We start from the raw sequence: 19,738 nt of genomic DNA, 5'->3' as shown, positions 1-19,738 counted from the left end.
GTTGCCGGGGCTGGAAAGCCGAAAGGTCCGAGTCGGTTAGGCGAACGCGGAGTGCCCGGTAATGGCTCGGCCCATAATGAGGGCCTGAACGGTTTCGGTTCCCTCATAGGTGTGGAGGGCTTCCATATCAGCGAAGTGCCGAGCCACCCGATTAGTGGTCAGGATGCCGTTGCCGCCGAGTAGATCGCGGGCGTTGGCAGCGATGGAGCGGGCGGTGCGGGTGGCGGTGTATTTGGCCAGCGAAGCGGCTGGGCCGGTGAGTTTGCCCTGCATCTCACGTTTGGTGGATTGCACCGCGAGCAGCTGGATGGTTGCCAGCTCGGACTGCATTCTGGCCAGTCGCTCCTGCACAATCTGGGTGGCGGCCAGAGGTCGGCCGAACTGGATACGCTGCTGGGCGTATTGCACTGCCGATTCGTAGCAGGCGGTGGCGTGGCCGACGGCGGCCCAAGCTACGCCTAGCCGGGTGGCGAAGAGAACCCCGGCGGTATCCTTGAAGCTTTTGGCCGCGGGTAAAACCATGGCGTCCGGGACGAATACATCGTCCATTCGAATATGAGCTTGCCAGATGGCACGCAGCGAAAGTTTGTTTTCAATGGTGCTTCCGCGGTACCCCGGGGAGGCTTGATCCACGAGGAAACCGCGCACGTTGTCGGCTTCATCGCGGGCCCATACTACGGTGATGCCGCCGACTGAACCGTTGCCGATCCATTTCTTTTCGCCATTGATCAGATAGCCTCCGGCGACCCGAGTGGCTTGGGTTTCGAGCCCAACCGAGTCCGAACCGTGGGTTGGCTCGGTCAGTGCGAATGCGCCGGGAAGTTCGCCGCGCATCATCGGTACCGCGTAGTTTTCTATCTGCTCGGGGCTCCCGCACTTCAGAATCGAACGTACGGCGAGACCTGCCTGAACGCCGACGATGGTTCCTACCGAACCGTCGGCACGGTGCAGTTCCATATTCACAAGCCCGGCAGCCATGGTGCTCATGGGGGTGCTTCCGGCGGGGTTCTGGCCATCGCGCAATAGATCCGCATCACCGAGCACCTTGAGTAAGTGCAAGGGGTAATTCGCCTGATCCCAGTACTCGTGGATGGTCGGGCGAACGTGCTGCAAACTGAACTCACGAGCCTTGTCCCACCATATGCGATCCTGTTCGTCGAGATCCTCAAAAATCCCGGTTGGGTCGATCTGAACGTCGGCACCCCACAGGTCGTACTCGGGCTCGGTGACTCCGGTGGGGAAAACGGTGGTAGTTTCTTGGCTCATCTCAGGGTTCCTTGCTGCAGTGGGATAGGTCTCACCCCCAAGCCTAGTGGAACTAAGTGTCAAGTCAAGAAACTGTGTTTCATTTTCCGTGGGCTTCATTCAAGGCGCGGCTCACTTGCTCAAGAATCTGTTGTTGATCTGCCTCGCCCTTGATCACCGAGATCACTACCGTGGCGCTGGGTGTTGAGTCCACGGGCTGCGTCTCCGGCGCTAACACGTCGCTGAAACGCGAGAGGAAACGACGAGCATCCTCTGCCAAGGCCTCACGGCTGGTAGAGGTGTTCTCTCGCAGCCAGCTACGCAAATGATCATTGTGGATGGCTACGATCCCGGCACTGATCCCTAGACGCAGGGCCTGAGTTTCAGCAGAATCAAAAAGCTGGCGCATGTTCAGGAAGCCATTAAAGGCTCGCTCGAAGCGGTGAGTGGACACCAGTTCACGTTCCCGCAGAGCCGGAACTTCTTGGAGGAGCTGATGGCGCAGCTGTGCGGCGGGCGGATTGGCGGTGTACTGGTCGAACACCACTCCGACCGCTTCGACCAGAGCCTGCAGTGCCGGTGCGGAGCTACTGCCAAGCAGGGTCTGCAAATGTGTGATGATCATTTCCTGATCAGCGAAGACCATGTCTTCCTTCGATCCGAAACGCCGAAAAAAAGTGGAACGTGAGATCCCGGCGGCTGCCGCGAGCTGATCGACACTAGTGGCATCAAAACCCTGCTCAATGAGTAATTCGAGGGCAGCTGCGGGTACGGCGGATGAAGAGATCATAATTTTTGAATCTAGCATGACTAGCCCCAGCCGTTTACGCTACAACGTCGAGTCAACGAGTGCTGCGCGGCAATGGGAAGCTGAAGATCTGCGGTGAGCGCGTGTCAGATGATTGTGATCGAGGTCAACGGTGATTAGGGTGAATAACAGATGCCTGGCAGTTTAGTGACTGGGCATGGCCAGAGACGCAACACTATCGAAGGAAGTGAATATCTGTGGGTATCTCAATTGCGAATGCAGCACTACGTCTCGTCAGTGGTGCTTTCATCCTCAACAGTGGCATCAACAAAATGCGCTTAGACGAAGAAAGCGCTGCCGGTCTTCAGCAGATGGCCGTCAACGGTGTCCCACAATTGGCATCGCTGGAACCGGCCGTCTTTGGGAAGGTGGTCTCCGGGGCTGAAATCGGGCTCGGTTCTGCGCTACTGCTTCCACTGATCCCTTCACGCCTAGCCGGCCTAGGATTAGCAGCTTTTTCCGGTGTGATGATCTCCAGCTACCTGCGTACCCCGGGGATGACCGAATCCGATGGTGTGCGCCCAACCGCCGATGGCATAGCGCTGGCCAAGGACGTCTGGCTGGCAGGTATGGCTGTTGCCTTGATGTTCGGCCGCCGCTCCTACCGCCAACAGAAAAAGAAGCACAAGGACTGATTTATTCGTTCATGTCCCGACATCCATGACTGCCGCGGCGGTAGGATTACCCCGGAACTACCGAATCCTCGTAGTCCCATGGTGAGAAATGCGTAGCTGAAAGGCAAGACATGGGTTTTTTCGATGACGCCAAAAAGAAGCTGGACGAAGCGGTAGAAAACGTTAAAGAGTTCACCGAGGATGCCGGGGAAAACATTAAAGAGTTTGCCCAAGATACGGCCGAAAATGTGAAGGAATTCGCCTCGGAGACTAGTGAGCAGGCCCGTGAGCTAGCTGCTGAGACCCAAGAAAAGATCTCGGAGAAGGTTAACGAGTTCAAAAACAAGCCAGAGAATCAGCAATAAATCGGCAGCTGGCAACTCCCGGTGAGCTTAGCATCATTCCGTGCTGAGCTCACCGGGATTCTCTTTTGTGGTTAGCCCCGTGGCACGGACTTGGTTGCTACTGTGGACTGCGAACGGAAGAACGTCACCACCAATACTGCAGCCAGCGCTACCAGCCCCGGCATGAGTAAGGCTTGACCTAAACCAACGGAGATCGGTTCATGTAGCGCCGTGGGTAGCGCAACCCCTGGAACAAGCTCCCCGGAAACATCGGGCATAGCTTCCGCGCCGGAACCTAGCTCCTGAGCACGGATCTGAGCGGTAATCCGCGCCTGCATCAGCACCGCAATGAGGGCCGAACCCAGTACCGCACCAATTTGTCGGGTGGTGTTATAGACTCCGGATCCGGCACCGGCGTTGGCCGGGCCTAGATCTCGGGTGGCGGCCAGCGACAACGACGGCCAGATCAAGGCCGACCCTACGCCCTGTATAGCCGACGGAATCAGCAGTAACCACAAGGGCGTCTCCGCGTGCATCAGCAACGCGAAGGCCACGATGCCGCCGCCGAACAGGGCGAACCCAGGAACCGCGAATACGCGGGGATCGTGACGGGTGACGCTCTTGCCGATCACCGGGGCACAGATTGCGGCCACCACCGCCATCGGGGCCAGCAGCAAGGCGGCCTGGGTCGGGGTCAGGGCGCGAACCGACTGCAGGTAAAAGATCATTGGCAGGCCCATCGTGGTGATGGCCAAACCCATAAAGCAAATCCCGATATTCGCCAATGAGAAGTTGCGGACGCTGAAAAGTCCGAGCGGAACTAATGGTTCCTTCCGAGTTTCAGCTTGCCACCAAATGAATACGGCGAATAGAACCAGTCCAATAATGATCAGGTGAACGGAGCTCAGTGGACCGATAAACGGTTGCCAGCCGGTGGCGTCGCCCTCTTGGATTCCGAATACCAACGCGAACATCGCCACCGCGGAAAGTGCCACGCCTACCCAATCGAAGCTGGCCGAGTGGATGGGCAGTTGGGGAACCCAACGTTGCACCAGAATGAAGGTCAGCACACCGACGGGCAGGTTAATGAAGAAGATCCACTGCCAGCCGAGGGTATCGACCAACACCCCGCCGGCGATTGGACCGATCAACGACGCGATACCTGCTACTGCGCCCCAAACGCCCATGGCCGCGCCGCGCCGGGCATAGGGGAAGAGTCGGGTAATGAGCGTCATCGATTGCGGTGACATCATGGCCGCACCGAGACCCTGCAAGACCCGCGCGGCAATGAGGTGACCAATGCTTGGAGAGAGACCGCACCAGAGCGAAGCTAGGGTAAAGACCGTCAAGCCCACCAGATAGATATTGCGCGGACCAAAGCGGTCTCCAAGCCGCCCGGTAACCAACAGTGGCACCGCGAAGGCCAGCAGGTAGGCGCTATTGACCCAGATAATCGCGGTCAGATCGGTTTCGAGGCTGCCCATAATGGCCGGCATCGCCATGGAGACGATGGTGGTGTCCAACAGGACCATGAAGAAACCGATGACCAAAGCCCAGAGGGCCCGCCATGCGGAGCGGGAATCAAATTCGGTGGAAGTCACCTGCCAAGCCTAGACCCCAGGAGTGCCCAGGGGTGCTCAAGGCAATTACTTTGCGTCGAAACTAACATGGCCTTCGATGCGGGTGACGACGTCCCCGCCCACCCAAACCCCGGCCTCGTCGTGCTCCACGTGCAGAATCGCGGCTCGGCCCACCCGGGTGCCCTGACGCACCGTGTAGCGTTGTGGGGCCAACGCTGCTTCGGTGAGCCACTGTCCGAAACCGGCATTGAGCGATCCGGTGGCCGGATCTTCGGGGATGAACTCGCTAGGCACGAAGGCGCGGGCCTCGAAGTCTGCCGGTGGTTGCACGACGACTGCAGCGAAGCGTTCTTCCGAACGCTGTAGATCCGATGCGTCTAGCGGACGGAGTTCCTCGCGGGTACCCGCCAGCCGGGGTAAGACGCTTTCTCGCGATTGCCAGGAACCCATGGGAATGCTGGCGGCGGTATATGGTCCGATAACCCCGACTTCCAGTCCTTCCAGGGCCACCCAGTCAGGTTCGATGCTCAAGACCACGTCGGCATCACGCAACATCAGTCCCACATGGTTAGGCCCGTTGACCAGCCATTGGTGCGCGATGACATCCTCGGGTTGTAGTCCAAGTCCGCCCATTGCCCACTGCAAGATGTCCTCTTCCAGCGGGCCGCTGCGGGTAAGCGGGGGCGCAAGGAACGCAAGTCGGCGTAAGTGGGTGTTGCTGGGTTCTCGTTCGATCCGCACATCGATTAGCCCGGCGGGGCATTCTTGGATCAGTTGTTCCGGGTTGGCTGGTTGGCCGCCGGCCTCCAACCAGGCATGGGCTGCGCCCAGGGTGGGGTGCCCGGCAAAAGGTAGCTCGGTGCTTGGGGCGAAAATCCGGATAGCGTAGTCCGCCCGCGAATCGCTGGGGGGAACGAAGAAGATCGTCTCTGACTGGTTGATCCAGCGTGCGAAATCTTGCATCTGATCGGTGCTCAGCCCCTCGGCGGCAAAGACCACCGCCAAGCCGTTGCCGTTAAAAGGGGTTGGTGCGAAAACATCTACCTGCTGATACGGAAAGGTGCGGCTCATATACTGCATCGTGGCATACTCCGGTGGGTAGGTCAGCTGGTGTTACGTTGTTGCCATAGAGAATGACACTTAGCTGCGCTACCCACCGAGGGTAACGGGATTAGTACCAGTAATGTGCCACGTCAATCACAAGCCGCGAGCCCTGTCCGGGCCCATCCAGCGTGAAGACACGCATCGGCAGTCGTGCCCGGGTGGACATCGCAATTTCGGTCTGTCCCTCGAAACTACCTAAGAAGGCCTGCTGTTTGAACGTGGAATAGTTCAACGTGCGCACCATTGGCCCGTGCAGGTAGGTGGGGTTGCCGTTCGCATCATAGGCCGGAGCATTCACTGTGACCGCTAGAATCGCCCCTCCGCTCAAGTGCACCCGCTGACCGCTACCGACCTGATACACCTTGTCCACGTACTTTACCGAGTAACCCAGATTCTTGGCGTTCATATCTATCACCAGCCGGTCGAAGCAGGTGTGCCGGCCGCTACGAATATTGTGCAAGGTATTCGCAGCGTGCACGTTCTTGATCTTTGGCGTCGACCCCCAATACACGGTTTCACAGGCGATCGCCGGTTTGACCGTGTTAGCTGTGGGAGTGGCCGCAATGGCGGCCGGAGCTAATCCCAACATGCCCGAGGCAAGAAGTGTGGTTGCTATGAGAATTTTTGAATGGCGCATTGCTCTCACCGGCTTTCCTTTTCGAAGCTACGCCAAGGCCCATTTGTGGCACCTTTGTACAGCTAAGTACATGCCTGTTTAAGGGCACAGACAAGGGTCTGGCGTAATCGGCATTTAACCGCAACTACTTTGAGACTTACGCCGTGCCGGAGAATTCTCTTCGGCAACCATTGGCGTGCTACCCAGCTGCCACAAAGCCGACTATGACATGCTTTAAGCATGCTGATCAGTGCTACTGAACCGATTGAAGAGACCATGACGGAAGTCGTCGAAGCCTCGGCGTTCATTCCCGAATCGTTGCGATTCTGGGTGGTGATTGCTGCCGGGTTACTTCTGGCGGCGGTGGTGACCGCGGTGCTCAGCTTCATTTTTATCCGGGTTTTCCGTCGCAGCGAGGTAATGCGTGAAGACATTGCCGCCACGCGTCTACCATTCTTCGGCGCGCTGAGCTCGGTGATGGTGAAAAGTGCCTTGCTGGTGATGCACCGAGACCAACAGCACTATGAGTTCTGGCAGTTCATCTGGCTGGTATTACTGGTGATGTTCCTCACCTGGTTCCTGATCCGGCTGACCAAGACGGTAGAAGGCTTCATGCTCGATCGGCTGGAGAAGCGATTTGGGCAGGGGCGAAAACTGGCGAAGGTGCAAACCCAGATTGGGTTGCTGCGTCGAGTCGTTGCCGCGATCCTGATTGTCATTGCGATCGCCGCGATCCTGTTGACGATCGAACAGGTCAGGGCGCTGGGAGCCGGTATTTTGGCTTCCGCTGGTCTGCTGTCGGTGGTTGTGGGCTTGGCCATTCAGACCCCGTTGGCTAATGTGTTCGCCGGGATGCAGGTCGCCTTCACCGATGCGATTCGCGTGGGAGACATCATCGTGGTGGAAGATGAGCGCGGTACCGTGGAGGAAATTACGCTCAGCTACGTGGTGGTTTTACTGCTGAACGGGCGACGCATGATCCTGCCCTCCACCTACTTCACCACCACCCCGTTTGAGAACTGGTCGCGGCGCAGCACCGAAATATCCGGAACAATTGTGCTGGAATTGAAGTGGAACGCTCCGGTGGATTATTTGCGTCAGCGGACCGGCGAACTGCTGGAAGCCTCCGATTTATGGGATGGACGGACCAACTCCCTGGTTGTGACCGACGCGGTCGGCGGGCTGCAAACCGTGACCATCTTTTTATCGGCGAGAAATCCCGGGGACCTGTGGGATCTGAGCACCATGGTGCGAGAAAAGTTGTTGCAGGAGCTGGTGCAGGATTATCCCGATTCGTTACCCGATCCGCGGATGTTGCCCGAGGTGAATTAGAGGCGTAGCGCCGCCGGGCCGTAGTCGTTAAGGTGCTGTTGCCTGGCGGTAGCCCGGCGGAGTTCCGCAACGAGGTCTCCGGCCTTGGCAATGAGGTCTGCGATCATCTCATCGTCGCGCTGCACCCATTGAAATTGTGGCACCGCCTGAAGCGGAACAAAGTTTTCATGCTGTTCCCAGACGAATAGGGTTTTTTGGGCGCCGATCACGTACTGCTGCCACAGAATTTGGCGCAGGTAGTTCTTCGGTACCCGATTAAATGGTTTGTTGGTGGTCTTGATTTCGGCCAAGACTGGAATGCCGTGGCCGTCGAACCCCAAACCGTCAGGGGTGGCCAAGTGAATTGGGTTGTCCTTTGAGTGAAAGAGCTGGGTGGAAGGGAAAATGTTGAAGTTTTCCTGCACCCAAGAGGCGATGACTGGTTCGCGACGTCGACCGTGCTCCGTATAGGGGTTACCGGAAAAGCCCGATCCATGCAGCTTATCCCAGGCCGCCGAGCGGATGGAGCGTTCGGTGGAGAGCTTGGCGACATCGGTAGCCGTGATTCCCTGAGCCCGAGCCCGCAACCATTCAATACGGTTCGACGAATCAGCCAATACGCGTTGGAAGCACTCATGCCCCAGACCAGTTACACCACTCACCCGATCTATTCTTCCCCATCCCAGCGGGGAAAGTGTGCCGTGGCATTGTGAGCCGTGTCGCCGCTACATTTTGCGATGGGCGGCGATGGCAGTGAGCAACTGATTGACCGTGGGGACCGCCGCGGACCGAAAAATCACCTGGTCCTGCTCCAATAAACGGATCACCGGGGTGCTGCTGACCGCAGCGGCTTGCCCGGCCTGCCAGTCACGCACTACGTCAATCTCCTGAATCTGCAACTCGGGCAGCAGCTCGTGCACCCGATGCACCACCTGACGGGTGCGCACGCACGGGGCGCAAAAGGGTTGGGTGAACAATTGCAGGATCATGGTTTTCTCAGCATACAGGCGGTGTTTCAGCCCAGTGACTGCGACCAGGGTAGGAGAAATTGTCGTGGAGATTTGGCCCGTTAGGGCGAGGTGCGAGCAGAGGAAAACGTCGAACATGGAACCATGCGAGAAAATACTGCCGTGCTCAGCGCACGAAACCTAGTCCGACGTTTCGGCTCCACTACCGCACTTGCTGGGGTTGACTTAGACATTCTCCGCGGTGGATCGGTGGCGATCATGGGTCCTTCCGGTTCGGGTAAATCCACCTTGTTGCATACCTTGGCAGGGATCGAGGTGCCGAATGACGGAGAGGTGCAGCTGAGGTTGCTCGGTGCGCCGCCCGTGAACATCACCGAGTTGAATGAAACCCGCCGCTCCAAGCTACGCCGTGAAACGTTTGGGTTTGTTTTCCAGTCCGGGCTGTTGATCCCGGAACTGACCGCGGTGGAAAATGTGGCAATGGCGCTGATGATCAATGGTGTGGGCCGTGCCGCGGCCACCGAAGAGGCGGCGAGAAGGCTGGCCGGGCTGGGGCTAGCGGGCTTGGAAGCACGTCGTATCGGTGAGCTCTCCGGTGGACAGGCTCAGCGAGTGGCGATCGCCCGAGCCTTAGTGACCGGGGCGCAGGTGATCTTTGCCGATGAACCTACCGGGGCGTTGGACTCGGTCACCGGAAGTGAGGTGCTGGCCACCTTATTGACCGGCACCGTGGGTGCGGGAAAAACTTTGGTGATGGTCACCCACGATCAACAGGTGGCGGCCCGCTGCGACCGGGTGGTGCGATTGCATGATGGACTGATCATTGAAGACTCGGTGACAAGTCATCGGGTGGGGGTTCAGCGATGAACCTGATGCACATTGCTTGGCAGTTGGCGCGCCCTTCAGCCGGGCGGCGTGGTCCGCTTTTGCTGACACTCAGCGCCTATGCGGTTGTGACCGCGTTGGCACTGATAGTGGTGGGCGGGGCGTTGTCGTTCCGCCAATTTGACCCTCAGGCCCAGCCCTTCTACCTTTCCCTGGCGGGGCTGGCGGCCATCCTGTTAGTCATCCCGCTACTGGTGCTGGGGCGAGCGGCCGCACAACTTTCGGCTCGTAGCCAGGATCGGGCGTTGGCGTCCCTCCGACTGCTCGGAGCCACCGGTGTCGACGTGCGCGCGATCTCGGTGCTGCAGGCCTTCGGTGCAGCGGTGCTCGGTGCCCTGGGCGGGGTGGGTTTGTATCTGGTGCTGGTTCCGCTGGTGGGGTTGCTGCGTTTCCAAGGTGCGAGTTTGGGAACCAGTTTGATGGCGCCGGTGCCGGTGATATTGCTGGTGTTGGCGGTGGTGGCGGTACTGTCCATCGTTAGTTCATTACTGGGGTTGCGGCGGCTGGTGATCACTCCGTTGGCGGTGCGCAAACGGGCGGTGGTGTCTTCCCCACATTGGGTACGGGCTCTGGTGATGGTCCTCGGGTTGGGCATGCTCAGCGTACTTTTTAGCAACTTGGGTGTCATCGCGCAGGATCTGGCGGTCATGCTGCTGGTGCTCATTGGTGGGCTGGGTCTGGGGCTGGCGGTGCTGAACCTGATGGGGCCGTGGCTCGTGGCGAAGGTCGCGCAACGGAAGCTGCGTAAGGCTCAAAATGCGGCCAGTCTCTTGGGCGCGCGAATGATCCTTGAGTCCCCGCAACAGGCCTGGCGACAGGTATCCGGTGTGGCGATGGCGGCTTTTGTCGCGGTAGTAGGTGGTAGCGGTGCCGCCATGATACAAGCCACCAGCTCCTCCGATCTAGCTGGCTGGGAAGCCTACCTGGCCACGGATATGCTCACGGGGGTGCTGCTCACCTTGGGGATTAGTTTTTGCTGCGTGGCCGCATCCAGCGCGATTACGCAATCTGCCGCCACCTTAGATCGGGCGGATCTCTACCGGGGTTTAGACAGATTAGGTATGCCGCTGCACCTAATGAATCAGGCGCGCGTGAAATCGGTCATGCTGCCTACCCTGACTGCGGCCATCGGGTTCGGGCTGGCTAGCGCCCTGTTGGTGCTACCGCTGGCGGGGTTAGCCATGCTGCTACAGCCGGTGACCGTGCTGGTGGTGCTAGGAACCGTGGTCGCTGGGCTGCTGGTGGTGCGTGTGGCAATCTCATTGGCCGCTCCCCAACGGATACTGGACGGTCCCAGAGGACAGGGGATTCTTGCCCCGGTGGAGTAATGGATTGGTGAGACATCGGCGCCTTGGAATACACCCAACTCGTATTGCGTAATTGGGTTAGATGGGAGTAACGTTGCATCCGGCCAAGGCATGGCTTACCTAACCTGCCTTGGGGACGATGCAGACAGAACACGTAGGGACCCACCATGAAGCTCACTTCTCGATACACGCTATTGGCTGCCGCAGCCGCTACCGCGCTGGCCTTGACCAGTTGCGGTTCCTCGACTGAGCAGGCCGGGCCGGAGGGGTCCGCTGCGCAGATTAGCATCGAACACATCTATGGCAGCACACCGATCGAGGAAGTGCCTGAGAAGGTCGCAACGATTTCCTGGGTGAACGCCGACGTGCTGCTTGCGCTGGGGACCGTGCCGGTGGGCATGGATATCGACACCTGGGGACAAAACGCGAACAATTCCACCGACTGGAAAGACGCCCGGCTTAAGGAACTCGGTGCCGAGATCGGCAGCGAGAACGCGCCGGCTCAGTATTCGGTGACCGATGGCATCGACTATGAGGCGATTGCCGAATCCGATCCCGATGTTATCTTTGCCGCGTATTCCGGGCTGAAACAGGACGAATACGAGAAGCTGAGCAAAATCGCTCCGACCGTGGGGCCGCTGGAAGCCAATTACCTCACCAGCTGGCAGCAGAGTACCGAGGCAGCCGGTGAGCTGCTGGGTAAGAGCACCGAAGCTTCCGCGCTGATCGACGAGGTGGAAGGGCAGCTGTCTGCGCAGGCCGAAAAATACCCGGTTTTCAAGGATTCCAGCTTCATCGCCGCCGACCTATCGCAACCGTCCACGATTAGCATCTACGCGGGCGAAGACAACCGCCCCCGGTTCCTTAGCGCCCTTGGAATGAGCCAGGCCGCAGTGGTCAGTGAGAACACCGAAGAAGGTAACTTCTACTTCGAGTGGTCCCCGGAGCGAGCCAATGAGTTGGAAGCTGACGTGGTCTTCGCTTCGGTAGCCAGTGGTGCCGGTATCGCCGACGCACTTGCCAGCAACCCGCTATTCGGGCAGATTCCGGCCGCGGAAACTGGCGGACTGGTCGCTGTGGATAGTGATCAGGCCGTCCTTTCGGTGTCCGCTGCCTCACCGTTGTCGATGTCTTGGGCCATCGAGAACGTGGTGCCAATACTGGCTGAGGCCGCCGAGCAGGCAGCAGAAGCCAAGTAAGTTACTAGTTCATCAAATAGTGCAGTTGTGCATCTAGCGAAATGCGGGCCGCGCCGTGCAGCCGCGGGTCAAGGCCGGGGTAGATCAGCGTCAGCAGTTCCGTGGAACTGGCCTCGGACGCGGTGTAGCCCAAGGTTCTCAGCGCCGCGCGTACCTGTTCCAGCCGCTGCTCACGATGTGCCAGATAGTCCTGCAGCAACCGATGAGACCCCGGGTGCTGTGGTCCGTGCCCCGGATGCAAAGGCAGATCCGGCAGGGCCCGCAAGGCGCGCAACGAGGTGAGATAGTCGGCCAGCGTGCCGTCGGGATGCTCCAAAATAGTCGTTCCGGAACCCAATACGGTGTCCCCGGTGAACAAGTTCTGACTGCCCTCATCGCGCATCAGGCATACCGAATCCGAGGTGTGTCCCGGAGTGTGCACCACCTGCAGGCTGGTGCCGGGAATCGAGAGCTGCTCGCCATCGGTGAATGGCGTGGCCTGCCGACAATATTCGGGCAGCCAGGCGCGCACCGGGGCTCCGGTCAGCTCATGGAGCGGGTCAATTCCCGCCGTGTGGTCTTGATGCCGGTGCGTGGCCACGATCAATTGCACGTTGAACCTTGCCAACACCTGCAGGTGTTCCTCCAATGCCGGGCCCGGATCAATCACCAGGACCGCGGTCGCTTCGCTTGGTTGGGTCAAGGACGGGTCAAAGACCAAATAACTATTGGTCCCCTCCAGGGTCATTTCCGAAGGGTTATCGGCACGCAACAGACCCAGTCCGGGTGCGATCCACTGAGGCGAGGCAAGATGTTCCATATCAATGAGTGTAGGAAGCAATGACCGTGACCGAAAGTTCGCGTCAAAGCAGAACGGGGGCCGCCGCGAAACTGAGCATCTTGGCGGGGTTGCTCGTGTTGCTAGCCTGCGGGGTGCTGGCTTCGCTGCTATTCGGTGCCCGAATGATCCCCTTTGACGTATTCGTGGACGCCTTGGACGGGAATGATCCGCACAACCCAGAACATGCGGTTCTGCATTCTCGGGTGGGCCGTACCGTCGGGGCGCTGGTGGTGGGCGCCGCTTTAGGATTGGCAGGAGCCGGGATGCAGGGGCTAACCCGCAACCCATTGGCGGATCCTGGGATTCTGGGGCTAAACGCCGGCTCAGCTTTGGCGGTGGTGTTGCTCGTGGCTTTGGGTGGCGCGGTAAGCCTGAACTCGATGATGCTCGCCGCATTTAGCGGTGCGGCGCTCGTGATGTTGCTGGTGTACCTCTTGGCCAGTATCGGGCGCGACGGCGCCACCCCGATCAAGTTGGCGCTGGCCGGTGCCGCGCTGGCTGTCGGACTCACCGCACTGACCAATGCGGTGATGATGGTTTCTCGCGCCTCCCTCGATGAATTTCGTTTCTGGCAAGTTGGTACCCTCGCGGGGCGTGACTTCTCCTACTATGTGGGGGCGCTGCCGGTGGTGTTGATCGGTGCACTGATCGTGTTACTGACAGCACGCGCCTGCAATGCGGTGGCGCTGGGCGATGAAACCGCCACCGCGCTGGGTTTCAATCTGGGGCGAATGCGGATTCTCGGTTCGCTGGGTGTGGTGCTGCTGGCCGGAAGTGCCACCGCGGTGGCCGGACCGATTAGTTTTGTGGGGTTGATGATCCCGCATGCGGTACGACTCCTGGTGGGCTCCGATTACCGGTGGCTGATGCCCGGCACGCTGTTGGCAGGCCCGATTCTGTTATTGGCCGCCGATGTCGCCGGGCGCTTGATCCTCCCACCCGGCGAAATTCAGGTCGGCGTGATGTGTGCGGTACTAGGCGCACCACTCTTTATCGTGCTGATGCGGCGGGGACTGACCGGGGTGAAACTATGAGCGCTTCGGTAGCCGAACGCCGAACCCGCACCCGCGATATGACTTGGCTCTTGGTGGTTGCGTTACTGCTTGGCAGCATCGCCTATATCTTTGCCGGACGTGACCGGTTGCCGGCCGATGAGGTTCTGGCCGTGCTTGCGGGGCAGCACGTGCCGGGTGCTAGTTTCATCTTGCTGGAGGATCGTCTGCCGCGCCTTGTGGTCGGGATCTTAGCTGGGGCGGGGTTCGGGATCAGCGGTTCGCTCTTTCAACGCTGGTTGGGCAACCCGTTGGCCAGCCCCGACGTCATTGGCATCGGATACGGAGCAGCCACCGCCAGTATCGTGGCGCTGATTTACGTAGGTGCCACGGGCTGGGGGCTGAATGTGGCGGCACTGTTGGGTGGTTTGGGGGTAGCGGGGCTGATTTACTGGCTCTCGGCCTCCGGGAGTCGCACCGGGCCGCGACTTATCCTAGCCGGGCTGGCCATCGGTGCGATGCTGCAGGCGTTGATCCAATTCCTCCTCACCCAGGCGCAACTCAACGCCGCTGCCGACGCGATCCGTTGGCTGGCTGGTTCCCTAGCTCCCAGCACTTGGCCCAAAGCCGAGATTTTAGCCATCGGACTGGGATTGGTCGGATTGTTGCTGCCTGTGGTGATCCGTCAGCTAAAGGTTTTGGAATTGGGTGACGATACGGCCGCCGCACTGGGATTATCGGTGGGCCGCTCTCGCCTGCTATTGGTGTTCGTCGCGGTGGCGATGGGGGCGATTCCGGTGGCGGTCACCGGGCCTTTGGCCTTCGTCGCCTTCTTAGCAGGCCCGATCACCGCGGCGTTGACTCGTGGGGCGATTAACATAGGGATGGCGGCGCTGACCGGGGCCGTGATCGTCACGCTGGCAAACTTTCTGGCCGCGAACCTCTTCGCGGAGTTATCCCTGCCGGTGGGAGTGATTACCGGAGCATTCGGCGCACCGTTCCTGACCTGGGTTCTGATGCGCGCTAACAAACAAGGAAACGGGGGATAACCCATGGCGGATTTGGAAGCCACCGGCCTAACTTTGGCCTATGACAACCTCACCATCGTCGATGAGCTCTCACTGCAGATCCCCACCGGGGAAGTAACCATGGTGGTTGGGGCCAACGGGTGCGGCAAATCCACGCTATTGCGTGCGCTTGCCCGGCTGATGAAGCCCGCCGGCGGACAGGTGCTCTTGGACGGTACGGATATACATACCCGCCCGGCCAAGGAAGTGGCCAAGCGCCTGGGCTTATTGCCGCAAACCCCCACTGCGCCCGATGGCATCACGGTGCGTGAACTGGTCAGCCGCGGCCGTTACCCGCACCAAGGGCTGTTCAAACGATTCTCCAAGGAGGACGAGGCCGAGGTGTTGCGCGCCTTGGAGATGACCGGCACCACCGAGTTGTCCAACCGTCCGGTGGATGAACTCTCCGGCGGGCAACGCCAGCGCGTGTGGATCGCCATGGCCTTGGCTCAAGAGACCGGGCTATTGCTCCTGGATGAGCCCACCACCTACCTAGACATCGCCCATCAGCTCGAGGTGCTTGATACCATCGCCGAGCTCAACCGCACCCGCGGGATCACCGTGGTGATCGTCCTACACGATTTGAACTTGGCCGCACGCTATGCCGATCATCTCGTGGCGCTGAAGGACGGAAAAATTTATGCCTCCGGTCACCCCAGTGTGGTGGTCACCGAACAAACCGTCAAAGAGGTCTTCGGGATGCCTTCACGGGTGATTCCCGACCCGGTGGCCGGCACCCCTCTGGTGCTGCCCATTGGCAAGCACCGCGTGCTGCGCGCCGAAACCTTGCTTGCTGCGAAGGGGATTGTGCGGCGCAAAGCGGCACCGAACATGGAGCAGCTGGACGAGGCCGCGTCTCCAGTGGCTCAGGCCCCAACCGCTGGGGGTGACGCAGCAACGCAAGAACTCCGGCCGAGTCATGAGCACTGTGCCACCTTGGCTTTTGAAACCGAGGTGATTCGGGCTCAGAACCTCTCTCACTCTTTCCGTCGGCTGACTCTCAGCGGGCCGGACTTGGCATACTTTGGAACGAATTCGCATCCGCTGGATTTGCGGATCAAGTTGCTCTTGGCCGCCGCTGGTCAGGAGCTACCTGCTGAACTTGCCACCATGCGCCCCGACGGGCTGACTAACCCCGCAGAACTGTCCGGATGGTACCAGCGCTGGTTGCAGATCGATCCGCAACGCCGCGGAGTTATGCGTACCTACACGGTGCGTGACTGGCGCGAGGCAGGGCATCGCGATAACCTCGCGCCGGACTTGCCGGAACTGGATGTAGATTTTGTGCTGCATGGCGATTACGTCGACGGTCATCTCAAGGGCGGCCCGGCCACCGAGTTCGGAGCCAAGGCCAAGATCGGGGATCGGCTGCTGATCCTCGGACCGAATAAAACGCTGAGCGATGCCAGCTACGGCGGGATCGAATTCCGCCCAGGTCGCGCTAGTCGGGTGCTCTTAGTGGGCGATGAGACTGCGGCTCCGGCTATCTGCTCGATCCTCGAGGCGTTACCTTCATCGGTCACCGGGCAGGCCTTCATCGAGGTTCCGGAAGCCGAGGATATTCTCGGTTCCAGTACCGCCTCCGGGGTCTCAGTGCAGTGGCTGACGCGCGGTACGGCACAACACGGAGCCTTGTTGGAAACCGCGGTGCGTGACGCGGTCGCGATTCCGGCGGCAGGGGTGGTACACACTGATGCCGACCCGGAAGAAATTGATGTGGATGAGCAGATCCTTTGGGAAACAGGGCAGAATTCGGCCGGCCCGTTCTATGCATGGATCGCTGGAGAAGCCTCGGTAGTCAAAACCTTGCGTCGCTATCTGGTGCGTGAGGTGGGCATCGACCGCAAACAGGTGGCGTTTATGGGGTACTGGCGCCAAGGGAAGAGCGAAAACTAAGGAACCGCGGTAGCCGCGGAGAATAAAGGGCTAACCGGCGGGATAAGAGAACTTATCCCGCCGGTTAGCCCTTTGTCTTTGGTCGTTCTCAGTTAGTCCTCATCTTCGACGATGAGGGAACTCAGGATGCGGTGCAGGGTTTGCTGATCTGCGGCATCTAACCGGGCGAAGAAATCGCTCATTTGCAGTTGTCGGTCCGTACGAATCAGCGCGGCTAGCTCCCGACCACGGTCGGAGAGAGTGATAATCCATGCCCGACGGTCACTGGGATCGGCGGTGCGTTGCACTAACTGCTTCTCTTGTAGCTGGTCGACCACCTCGGTGGCCGAGCGGGCGGCAATGCGCAAACGCTCGGCTAATTGTGAATTGCGTAATCCGCCGGTGCCTGCCGGGTCTTGCCCGGCGCGTGCCAGTAACATCAGTGCCCGCGCCTGATGTGGGGTGACACCGTGTGGATGCAGGGCCAGAGATGTCTGTTTCCTCACGGCGCGGGAAACCCGGTGGAAGAGGGAACCCAAGTCGGGCAATGAATTCGCGTTAGGCATGGAAGTAAGAATAGGCGAGAGAAGGGGAAAACTTCAAGATGTAACCACATAGTGAGGTAACCTCTGCTAATCTGGAGGGGATAGTTATCCTTAGGAGGTACTCATGAGCGATCTATCCTTCGGTCCACCGGTCGCAGAACGTCCGCACGGTCGCGTGGACAAGCGCAAGCTGCGCGAAGACCAAGCCCAGCTTGTCCAACACCCGGTGTCACTACGTCGCATTGGCGCCCTTTTCACCCCGCATCGGGGAACCCTAGTTATCGTGGTGCTGCTGATTGTTGCGGCCTCACTGATTGGGTTGATCCAGCCATTCATCGTTCGCGATCTGATTGACCACGCAATTCCGCAACAGGATGTCGCGGCGCTACTGGCTGGTGCCGGTGGGCTGGTCGCCATCGCGGTGATCACCGCACTGCTCGGTGTGATTCAGACCTGGCGGGCCACCCTGATAGGACAGCGCGTAATGCACGGGCTGAGAACCTCCCTTTTCAATCACCTGCAGCGGCAATCTCTGGGGTTTTTCACCCGTTCACGATCCGGTGAAGTGCAGTCCCGGCTGATCAACGATGTAGGGCAAATGCAATCGGTGATCACCAGTTCAGCTACCGCCGTCGCCTCGAATCTCACCACAGTGGTGGCGACCGCCGCGGCCATGGTGGCCATCTCTTGGCGGCTGAGTCTGATCTCCTTGATCGTGCTGCCGCCGGCGATCTTGCTTACCAAGCAGGTCGCGAACTTGCGACGCAAAGTCACCTCCCAGCGGCAGGCTGAACTCTCCACACTGACCTCACTGATTGAGGAACGACTGAGCGTCTCTGGGGTGCGGCTGGCGAAGATCATGGGAACCACACAGGCCGATGCACAACGCTTTAGCGATTCCAGTTCGCGGCTTATTGACTTGGAAATGCGCAGCCAGCTGGCCGGGCGTTGGCGAATGGCAACTATGTCTGTGATCTTTGCAGTGGTTCCGGCTCTGCTCTATCTGGCCGCAGGTCTACCAGCGACCTCTGGGGGCATGAGTATCGGTACCCTGGTGGCATTTACCGGTTTGCAGGCTGGAATTTTCCGTCCGGTCATGGGTTTGATGGGGATTTCGGTGCAGTGGGTTTCCGCTCTGGCGCTGTTTAGCCGAGTTTTCGAGTACTTGGACCTGAATGAAGCGCTGCCACTGCCGACGGTGCCGCGGCGCCTGCCCCGGGAGCAAGTGCGTGGTGAAGTGCGATTCCAGGATGTGCAGTTTAGTTACCCGAAGGCCACCGAGCCTACTCTGCAGGGGATTGATTTACTTCTTGCTGCCGGTGAAGTCACCGCGGTGGTCGGGGCCACAGGATCAGGCAAGTCCACCCTTGGTGCCTTGGTGGCCCGGCTCGCCGATCCCGACCAGGGAAGCATCACTTTGGACGGGCAGGATCTGCGGGATCTTGAGCCAAAGGATCTGGCCGATATTGTCGGCGTGGTGTCGCAGGAGAGCTATCTGTTACACGGAACCGTCCGACAAAATCTGCAATGGGCCGCTCGTGAAGCCAGCGAGGAGCAAATCTGGGCTGCACTGGAAGATGCGCAGATTGCTGAGCTGATTCGTTCGCTACCGGATGGATTGGAAACCATGGTGGGTCAACGTGGCCACCGGTTCTCCGGCGGGGAGCAGCAGCGGCTGGCCATTGCCCGCACCATGCTACGTAATCCTAAGGTCTTGGTCCTTGACGAGGCCACCAGCGCATTAGATACGGTGACAGAAGCTTTGGTGCAAAAAGCCTTGGATCGTTTGGCGCAGGGGCGCACCACGCTGCTGATCGCTCATCGGCTCAGTACGATTGCCCGGGCGCAGAAGGTTGTGGTGCTGGACGCCGGGCAAATTGTCGAAAGCGGAACATTTGAGCAGTTAGCCGCTAGCGAGGGTGCCTTGGCTCAGCTGCTAGAACACGGCGATTACAAACAGTCGGTTAACAGTTAGCGTTTGTGGCGGCGCTTGCGTCCCGGACGCTGCCCAAGACGCGGTGCAGAACGCGCTCTAGCATCTCACGCTCGGTATCATCGAGATGGTCAAAAATGCTCTGCCGGATAAAGGTGACGTGTGCTGGGGCGGCCGAGCGAATGGCCTGCCAACCTTCATCCGTAAGGCTCACCAGCTGACCGCGGCCATCCTCAGTGTCGGTGCAGCGCAGGACCAACCCTTTGTTTTCCATGCGGCGCAAGAGGTGAGACAACCTAGAACGGTCCCAGACAAGTTCTCCGGCCAGTGTCGCCGGACGCAGTGGGCCACCGGCCTCCGAAAGTGCGGCGAGTACTGAGTATTCGCCGGACTGCATGGCCGAATCGCGGGAGAGCTGGCGGTCCATCGCACTGGGAAACTGCCAGAGAAATTCACGCAAAGTTCTCCACAGCTGCTGTTCTTGATCATCAAGCCAGCGTGTTTCCTTAGACATTCTTCTTAGGT

Annotated in this window: 20 protein-coding genes; 10 read left to right on the top strand and 10 right to left on the bottom strand. The window is 59.6% G+C overall.

The genetic code is table 11. The annotated features are described in order from the left end of the window. Positions 1–36: 36 nt before the first annotated feature. Both ACQQZ8_RS12470 and ACQQZ8_RS12465 read right to left on the bottom strand, forming a co-directional pair. Positions 37–1,266, bottom strand: coding sequence for an acyl-CoA dehydrogenase family protein (locus ACQQZ8_RS12470; RefSeq protein WP_431710122.1), 1,230 nt, complete (start codon positions 1,264–1,266; stop codon positions 37–39). Positions 1,267–1,345: 79 nt separating this feature from the next. Further along, positions 1,346–2,035, bottom strand: coding sequence for a TetR/AcrR family transcriptional regulator (locus ACQQZ8_RS12465; RefSeq protein WP_431710121.1), 690 nt, complete (start codon positions 2,033–2,035; stop codon positions 1,346–1,348). Between the two features lie 215 nt (positions 2,036–2,250). On the opposite strand from ACQQZ8_RS12465, the gene ACQQZ8_RS12460 reads away from it, so the two are divergent. Next, entirely contained in the window at positions 2,251–2,688 is a 438-nt protein-coding gene (locus tag ACQQZ8_RS12460) for a hypothetical protein (protein ID WP_431710120.1), read from the top strand. A 110-nt stretch (positions 2,689–2,798) separates the two neighbouring features. After that, the gene (locus ACQQZ8_RS12455) at positions 2,799–3,032 is read left to right on the top strand and encodes a hypothetical protein (protein WP_431710119.1); all 234 of its coding nucleotides are present in this window, start codon (positions 2,799–2,801) and stop codon (positions 3,030–3,032) included. Positions 3,033–3,103: 71 nt separating this feature from the next. On the opposite strand, the gene ACQQZ8_RS12450 is transcribed toward ACQQZ8_RS12455, so the two are convergent. From ACQQZ8_RS12450 to ACQQZ8_RS12440, 3 genes are all read right to left on the bottom strand, one after another. Beyond that, on the bottom strand, positions 3,104–4,612 hold the full coding sequence (locus ACQQZ8_RS12450; RefSeq protein ID WP_431710118.1) for a DHA2 family efflux MFS transporter permease subunit: 1,509 nt from the start codon (positions 4,610–4,612) through the stop codon (positions 3,104–3,106). A 45-nt stretch (positions 4,613–4,657) separates the two neighbouring features. Continuing rightward, positions 4,658–5,662 carry a PhzF family phenazine biosynthesis protein gene (locus ACQQZ8_RS12445; protein WP_431710117.1) on the bottom strand — a complete coding sequence of 335 codons (1,005 nt, stop codon included), beginning with the start codon at positions 5,660–5,662 and terminating at the stop codon, positions 4,658–4,660. A 100-nt stretch (positions 5,663–5,762) separates the two neighbouring features. Then, a complete protein-coding gene (locus tag ACQQZ8_RS12440) occupies positions 5,763–6,332 on the bottom strand; it encodes an AMIN-like domain-containing (lipo)protein (RefSeq protein WP_431710116.1) in 570 nt (189 codons plus the stop codon). Between the two features lie 219 nt (positions 6,333–6,551). Between ACQQZ8_RS12440 and ACQQZ8_RS12435 the strand changes: the two genes are divergently transcribed. Next, entirely contained in the window at positions 6,552–7,643 is a 1,092-nt protein-coding gene (locus ACQQZ8_RS12435; RefSeq protein ID WP_431710115.1) for a mechanosensitive ion channel family protein, read from the top strand. On the opposite strand, the gene ACQQZ8_RS12430 is transcribed toward ACQQZ8_RS12435, so the two are convergent. Beyond that, positions 7,640–8,284: a YqaJ viral recombinase family protein gene (locus ACQQZ8_RS12430; RefSeq protein WP_431710114.1), complete on the bottom strand. Its 645-nt coding sequence runs from the start codon at positions 8,282–8,284 to the stop codon at positions 7,640–7,642. The genes ACQQZ8_RS12435 and ACQQZ8_RS12430 overlap by 4 nt on opposite strands. A 63-nt stretch (positions 8,285–8,347) precedes the next feature. Continuing rightward, on the bottom strand, positions 8,348–8,728 hold the full coding sequence (locus tag ACQQZ8_RS12425) for a thioredoxin domain-containing protein (protein ID WP_431710113.1): 381 nt from the start codon (positions 8,726–8,728) through the stop codon (positions 8,348–8,350). Between the two features lie 6 nt (positions 8,729–8,734). Between ACQQZ8_RS12425 and ACQQZ8_RS12420 the strand changes: the two genes are divergently transcribed. The 3 genes from ACQQZ8_RS12420 to ACQQZ8_RS12410 all read left to right on the top strand — a co-directional run bounded on the left by ACQQZ8_RS12420 (position 8,735) and on the right by ACQQZ8_RS12410 (position 11,981). Continuing rightward, on the top strand, positions 8,735–9,457 hold the full coding sequence (locus ACQQZ8_RS12420; protein ID WP_431710112.1) for an ABC transporter ATP-binding protein: 723 nt from the start codon (positions 8,735–8,737) through the stop codon (positions 9,455–9,457). Next, positions 9,454–10,803: a permease gene (locus tag ACQQZ8_RS12415; RefSeq protein ID WP_431710111.1), complete on the top strand. Its 1,350-nt coding sequence runs from the start codon at positions 9,454–9,456 to the stop codon at positions 10,801–10,803. The genes ACQQZ8_RS12420 and ACQQZ8_RS12415 overlap by 4 nt, the downstream gene beginning before the upstream one ends. A gap of 146 nt (positions 10,804–10,949) precedes the next feature. Beyond that, complete coding sequence (locus ACQQZ8_RS12410) at positions 10,950–11,981, top strand: ABC transporter substrate-binding protein (protein ID WP_431710110.1); 1,032 nt, start codon at positions 10,950–10,952, stop codon at positions 11,979–11,981. 4 nt (positions 11,982–11,985) lie between these two features. Here the strand turns inward: ACQQZ8_RS12410 and ACQQZ8_RS12405 are convergent, their stop codons facing one another. Further along, the gene (locus ACQQZ8_RS12405) at positions 11,986–12,780 is read right to left on the bottom strand and encodes an MBL fold metallo-hydrolase (RefSeq protein WP_431710109.1); all 795 of its coding nucleotides are present in this window, start codon (positions 12,778–12,780) and stop codon (positions 11,986–11,988) included. A gap of 20 nt (positions 12,781–12,800) precedes the next feature. On the opposite strand from ACQQZ8_RS12405, the gene ACQQZ8_RS12400 reads away from it, so the two are divergent. Genes ACQQZ8_RS12400 through ACQQZ8_RS12390 form a run of 3 tightly spaced genes read left to right on the top strand, consistent with a single transcriptional unit; the run spans position 12,801 to position 16,756 of the window. Beyond that, positions 12,801–13,835: a FecCD family ABC transporter permease gene (locus ACQQZ8_RS12400; RefSeq protein ID WP_431710108.1), complete on the top strand. Its 1,035-nt coding sequence runs from the start codon at positions 12,801–12,803 to the stop codon at positions 13,833–13,835. Further along, positions 13,832–14,842, top strand: coding sequence for a FecCD family ABC transporter permease (locus ACQQZ8_RS12395; protein WP_431710107.1), 1,011 nt, complete (start codon positions 13,832–13,834; stop codon positions 14,840–14,842). Before ACQQZ8_RS12400 ends, ACQQZ8_RS12395 begins: the two co-directional genes overlap by 4 nt. 3 nt (positions 14,843–14,845) lie before the next feature. Next, on the top strand, positions 14,846–16,756 hold the full coding sequence (locus ACQQZ8_RS12390) for an SIP domain-containing protein (RefSeq protein WP_431710106.1): 1,911 nt from the start codon (positions 14,846–14,848) through the stop codon (positions 16,754–16,756). A 92-nt stretch (positions 16,757–16,848) separates the two neighbouring features. On the opposite strand, the gene ACQQZ8_RS12385 is transcribed toward ACQQZ8_RS12390, so the two are convergent. Next, positions 16,849–17,301, bottom strand: a complete 453-nt coding sequence (locus ACQQZ8_RS12385) for a MarR family winged helix-turn-helix transcriptional regulator (protein ID WP_431710105.1) — start codon at positions 17,299–17,301, stop codon at positions 16,849–16,851. Positions 17,302–17,404: 103 nt separating this feature from the next. Between ACQQZ8_RS12385 and ACQQZ8_RS12380 the strand changes: the two genes are divergently transcribed. Further along, complete coding sequence (locus tag ACQQZ8_RS12380; protein WP_431710104.1) at positions 17,405–19,255, top strand: ABC transporter ATP-binding protein; 1,851 nt, start codon at positions 17,405–17,407, stop codon at positions 19,253–19,255. Here the strand turns inward: ACQQZ8_RS12380 and ACQQZ8_RS12375 are convergent. Further along, the gene (locus ACQQZ8_RS12375; RefSeq protein WP_431710103.1) at positions 19,245–19,727 is read right to left on the bottom strand and encodes a MarR family winged helix-turn-helix transcriptional regulator; all 483 of its coding nucleotides are present in this window, start codon (positions 19,725–19,727) and stop codon (positions 19,245–19,247) included. The two genes, ACQQZ8_RS12380 and ACQQZ8_RS12375, sit on opposite strands and share 11 nt — an antisense overlap. Positions 19,728–19,738: the final 11 nt, after the last annotated feature.

This window comes from Glutamicibacter uratoxydans (genome assembly GCF_050753455.1).
GTDB classification, from domain to species: domain Bacteria; phylum Actinomycetota; class Actinomycetes; order Actinomycetales; family Micrococcaceae; genus Glutamicibacter; species Glutamicibacter uratoxydans_A.
Note: the sequence above shows the minus strand (reverse complement) of the source record. Positions and strands in the feature narration are given on the sequence as shown.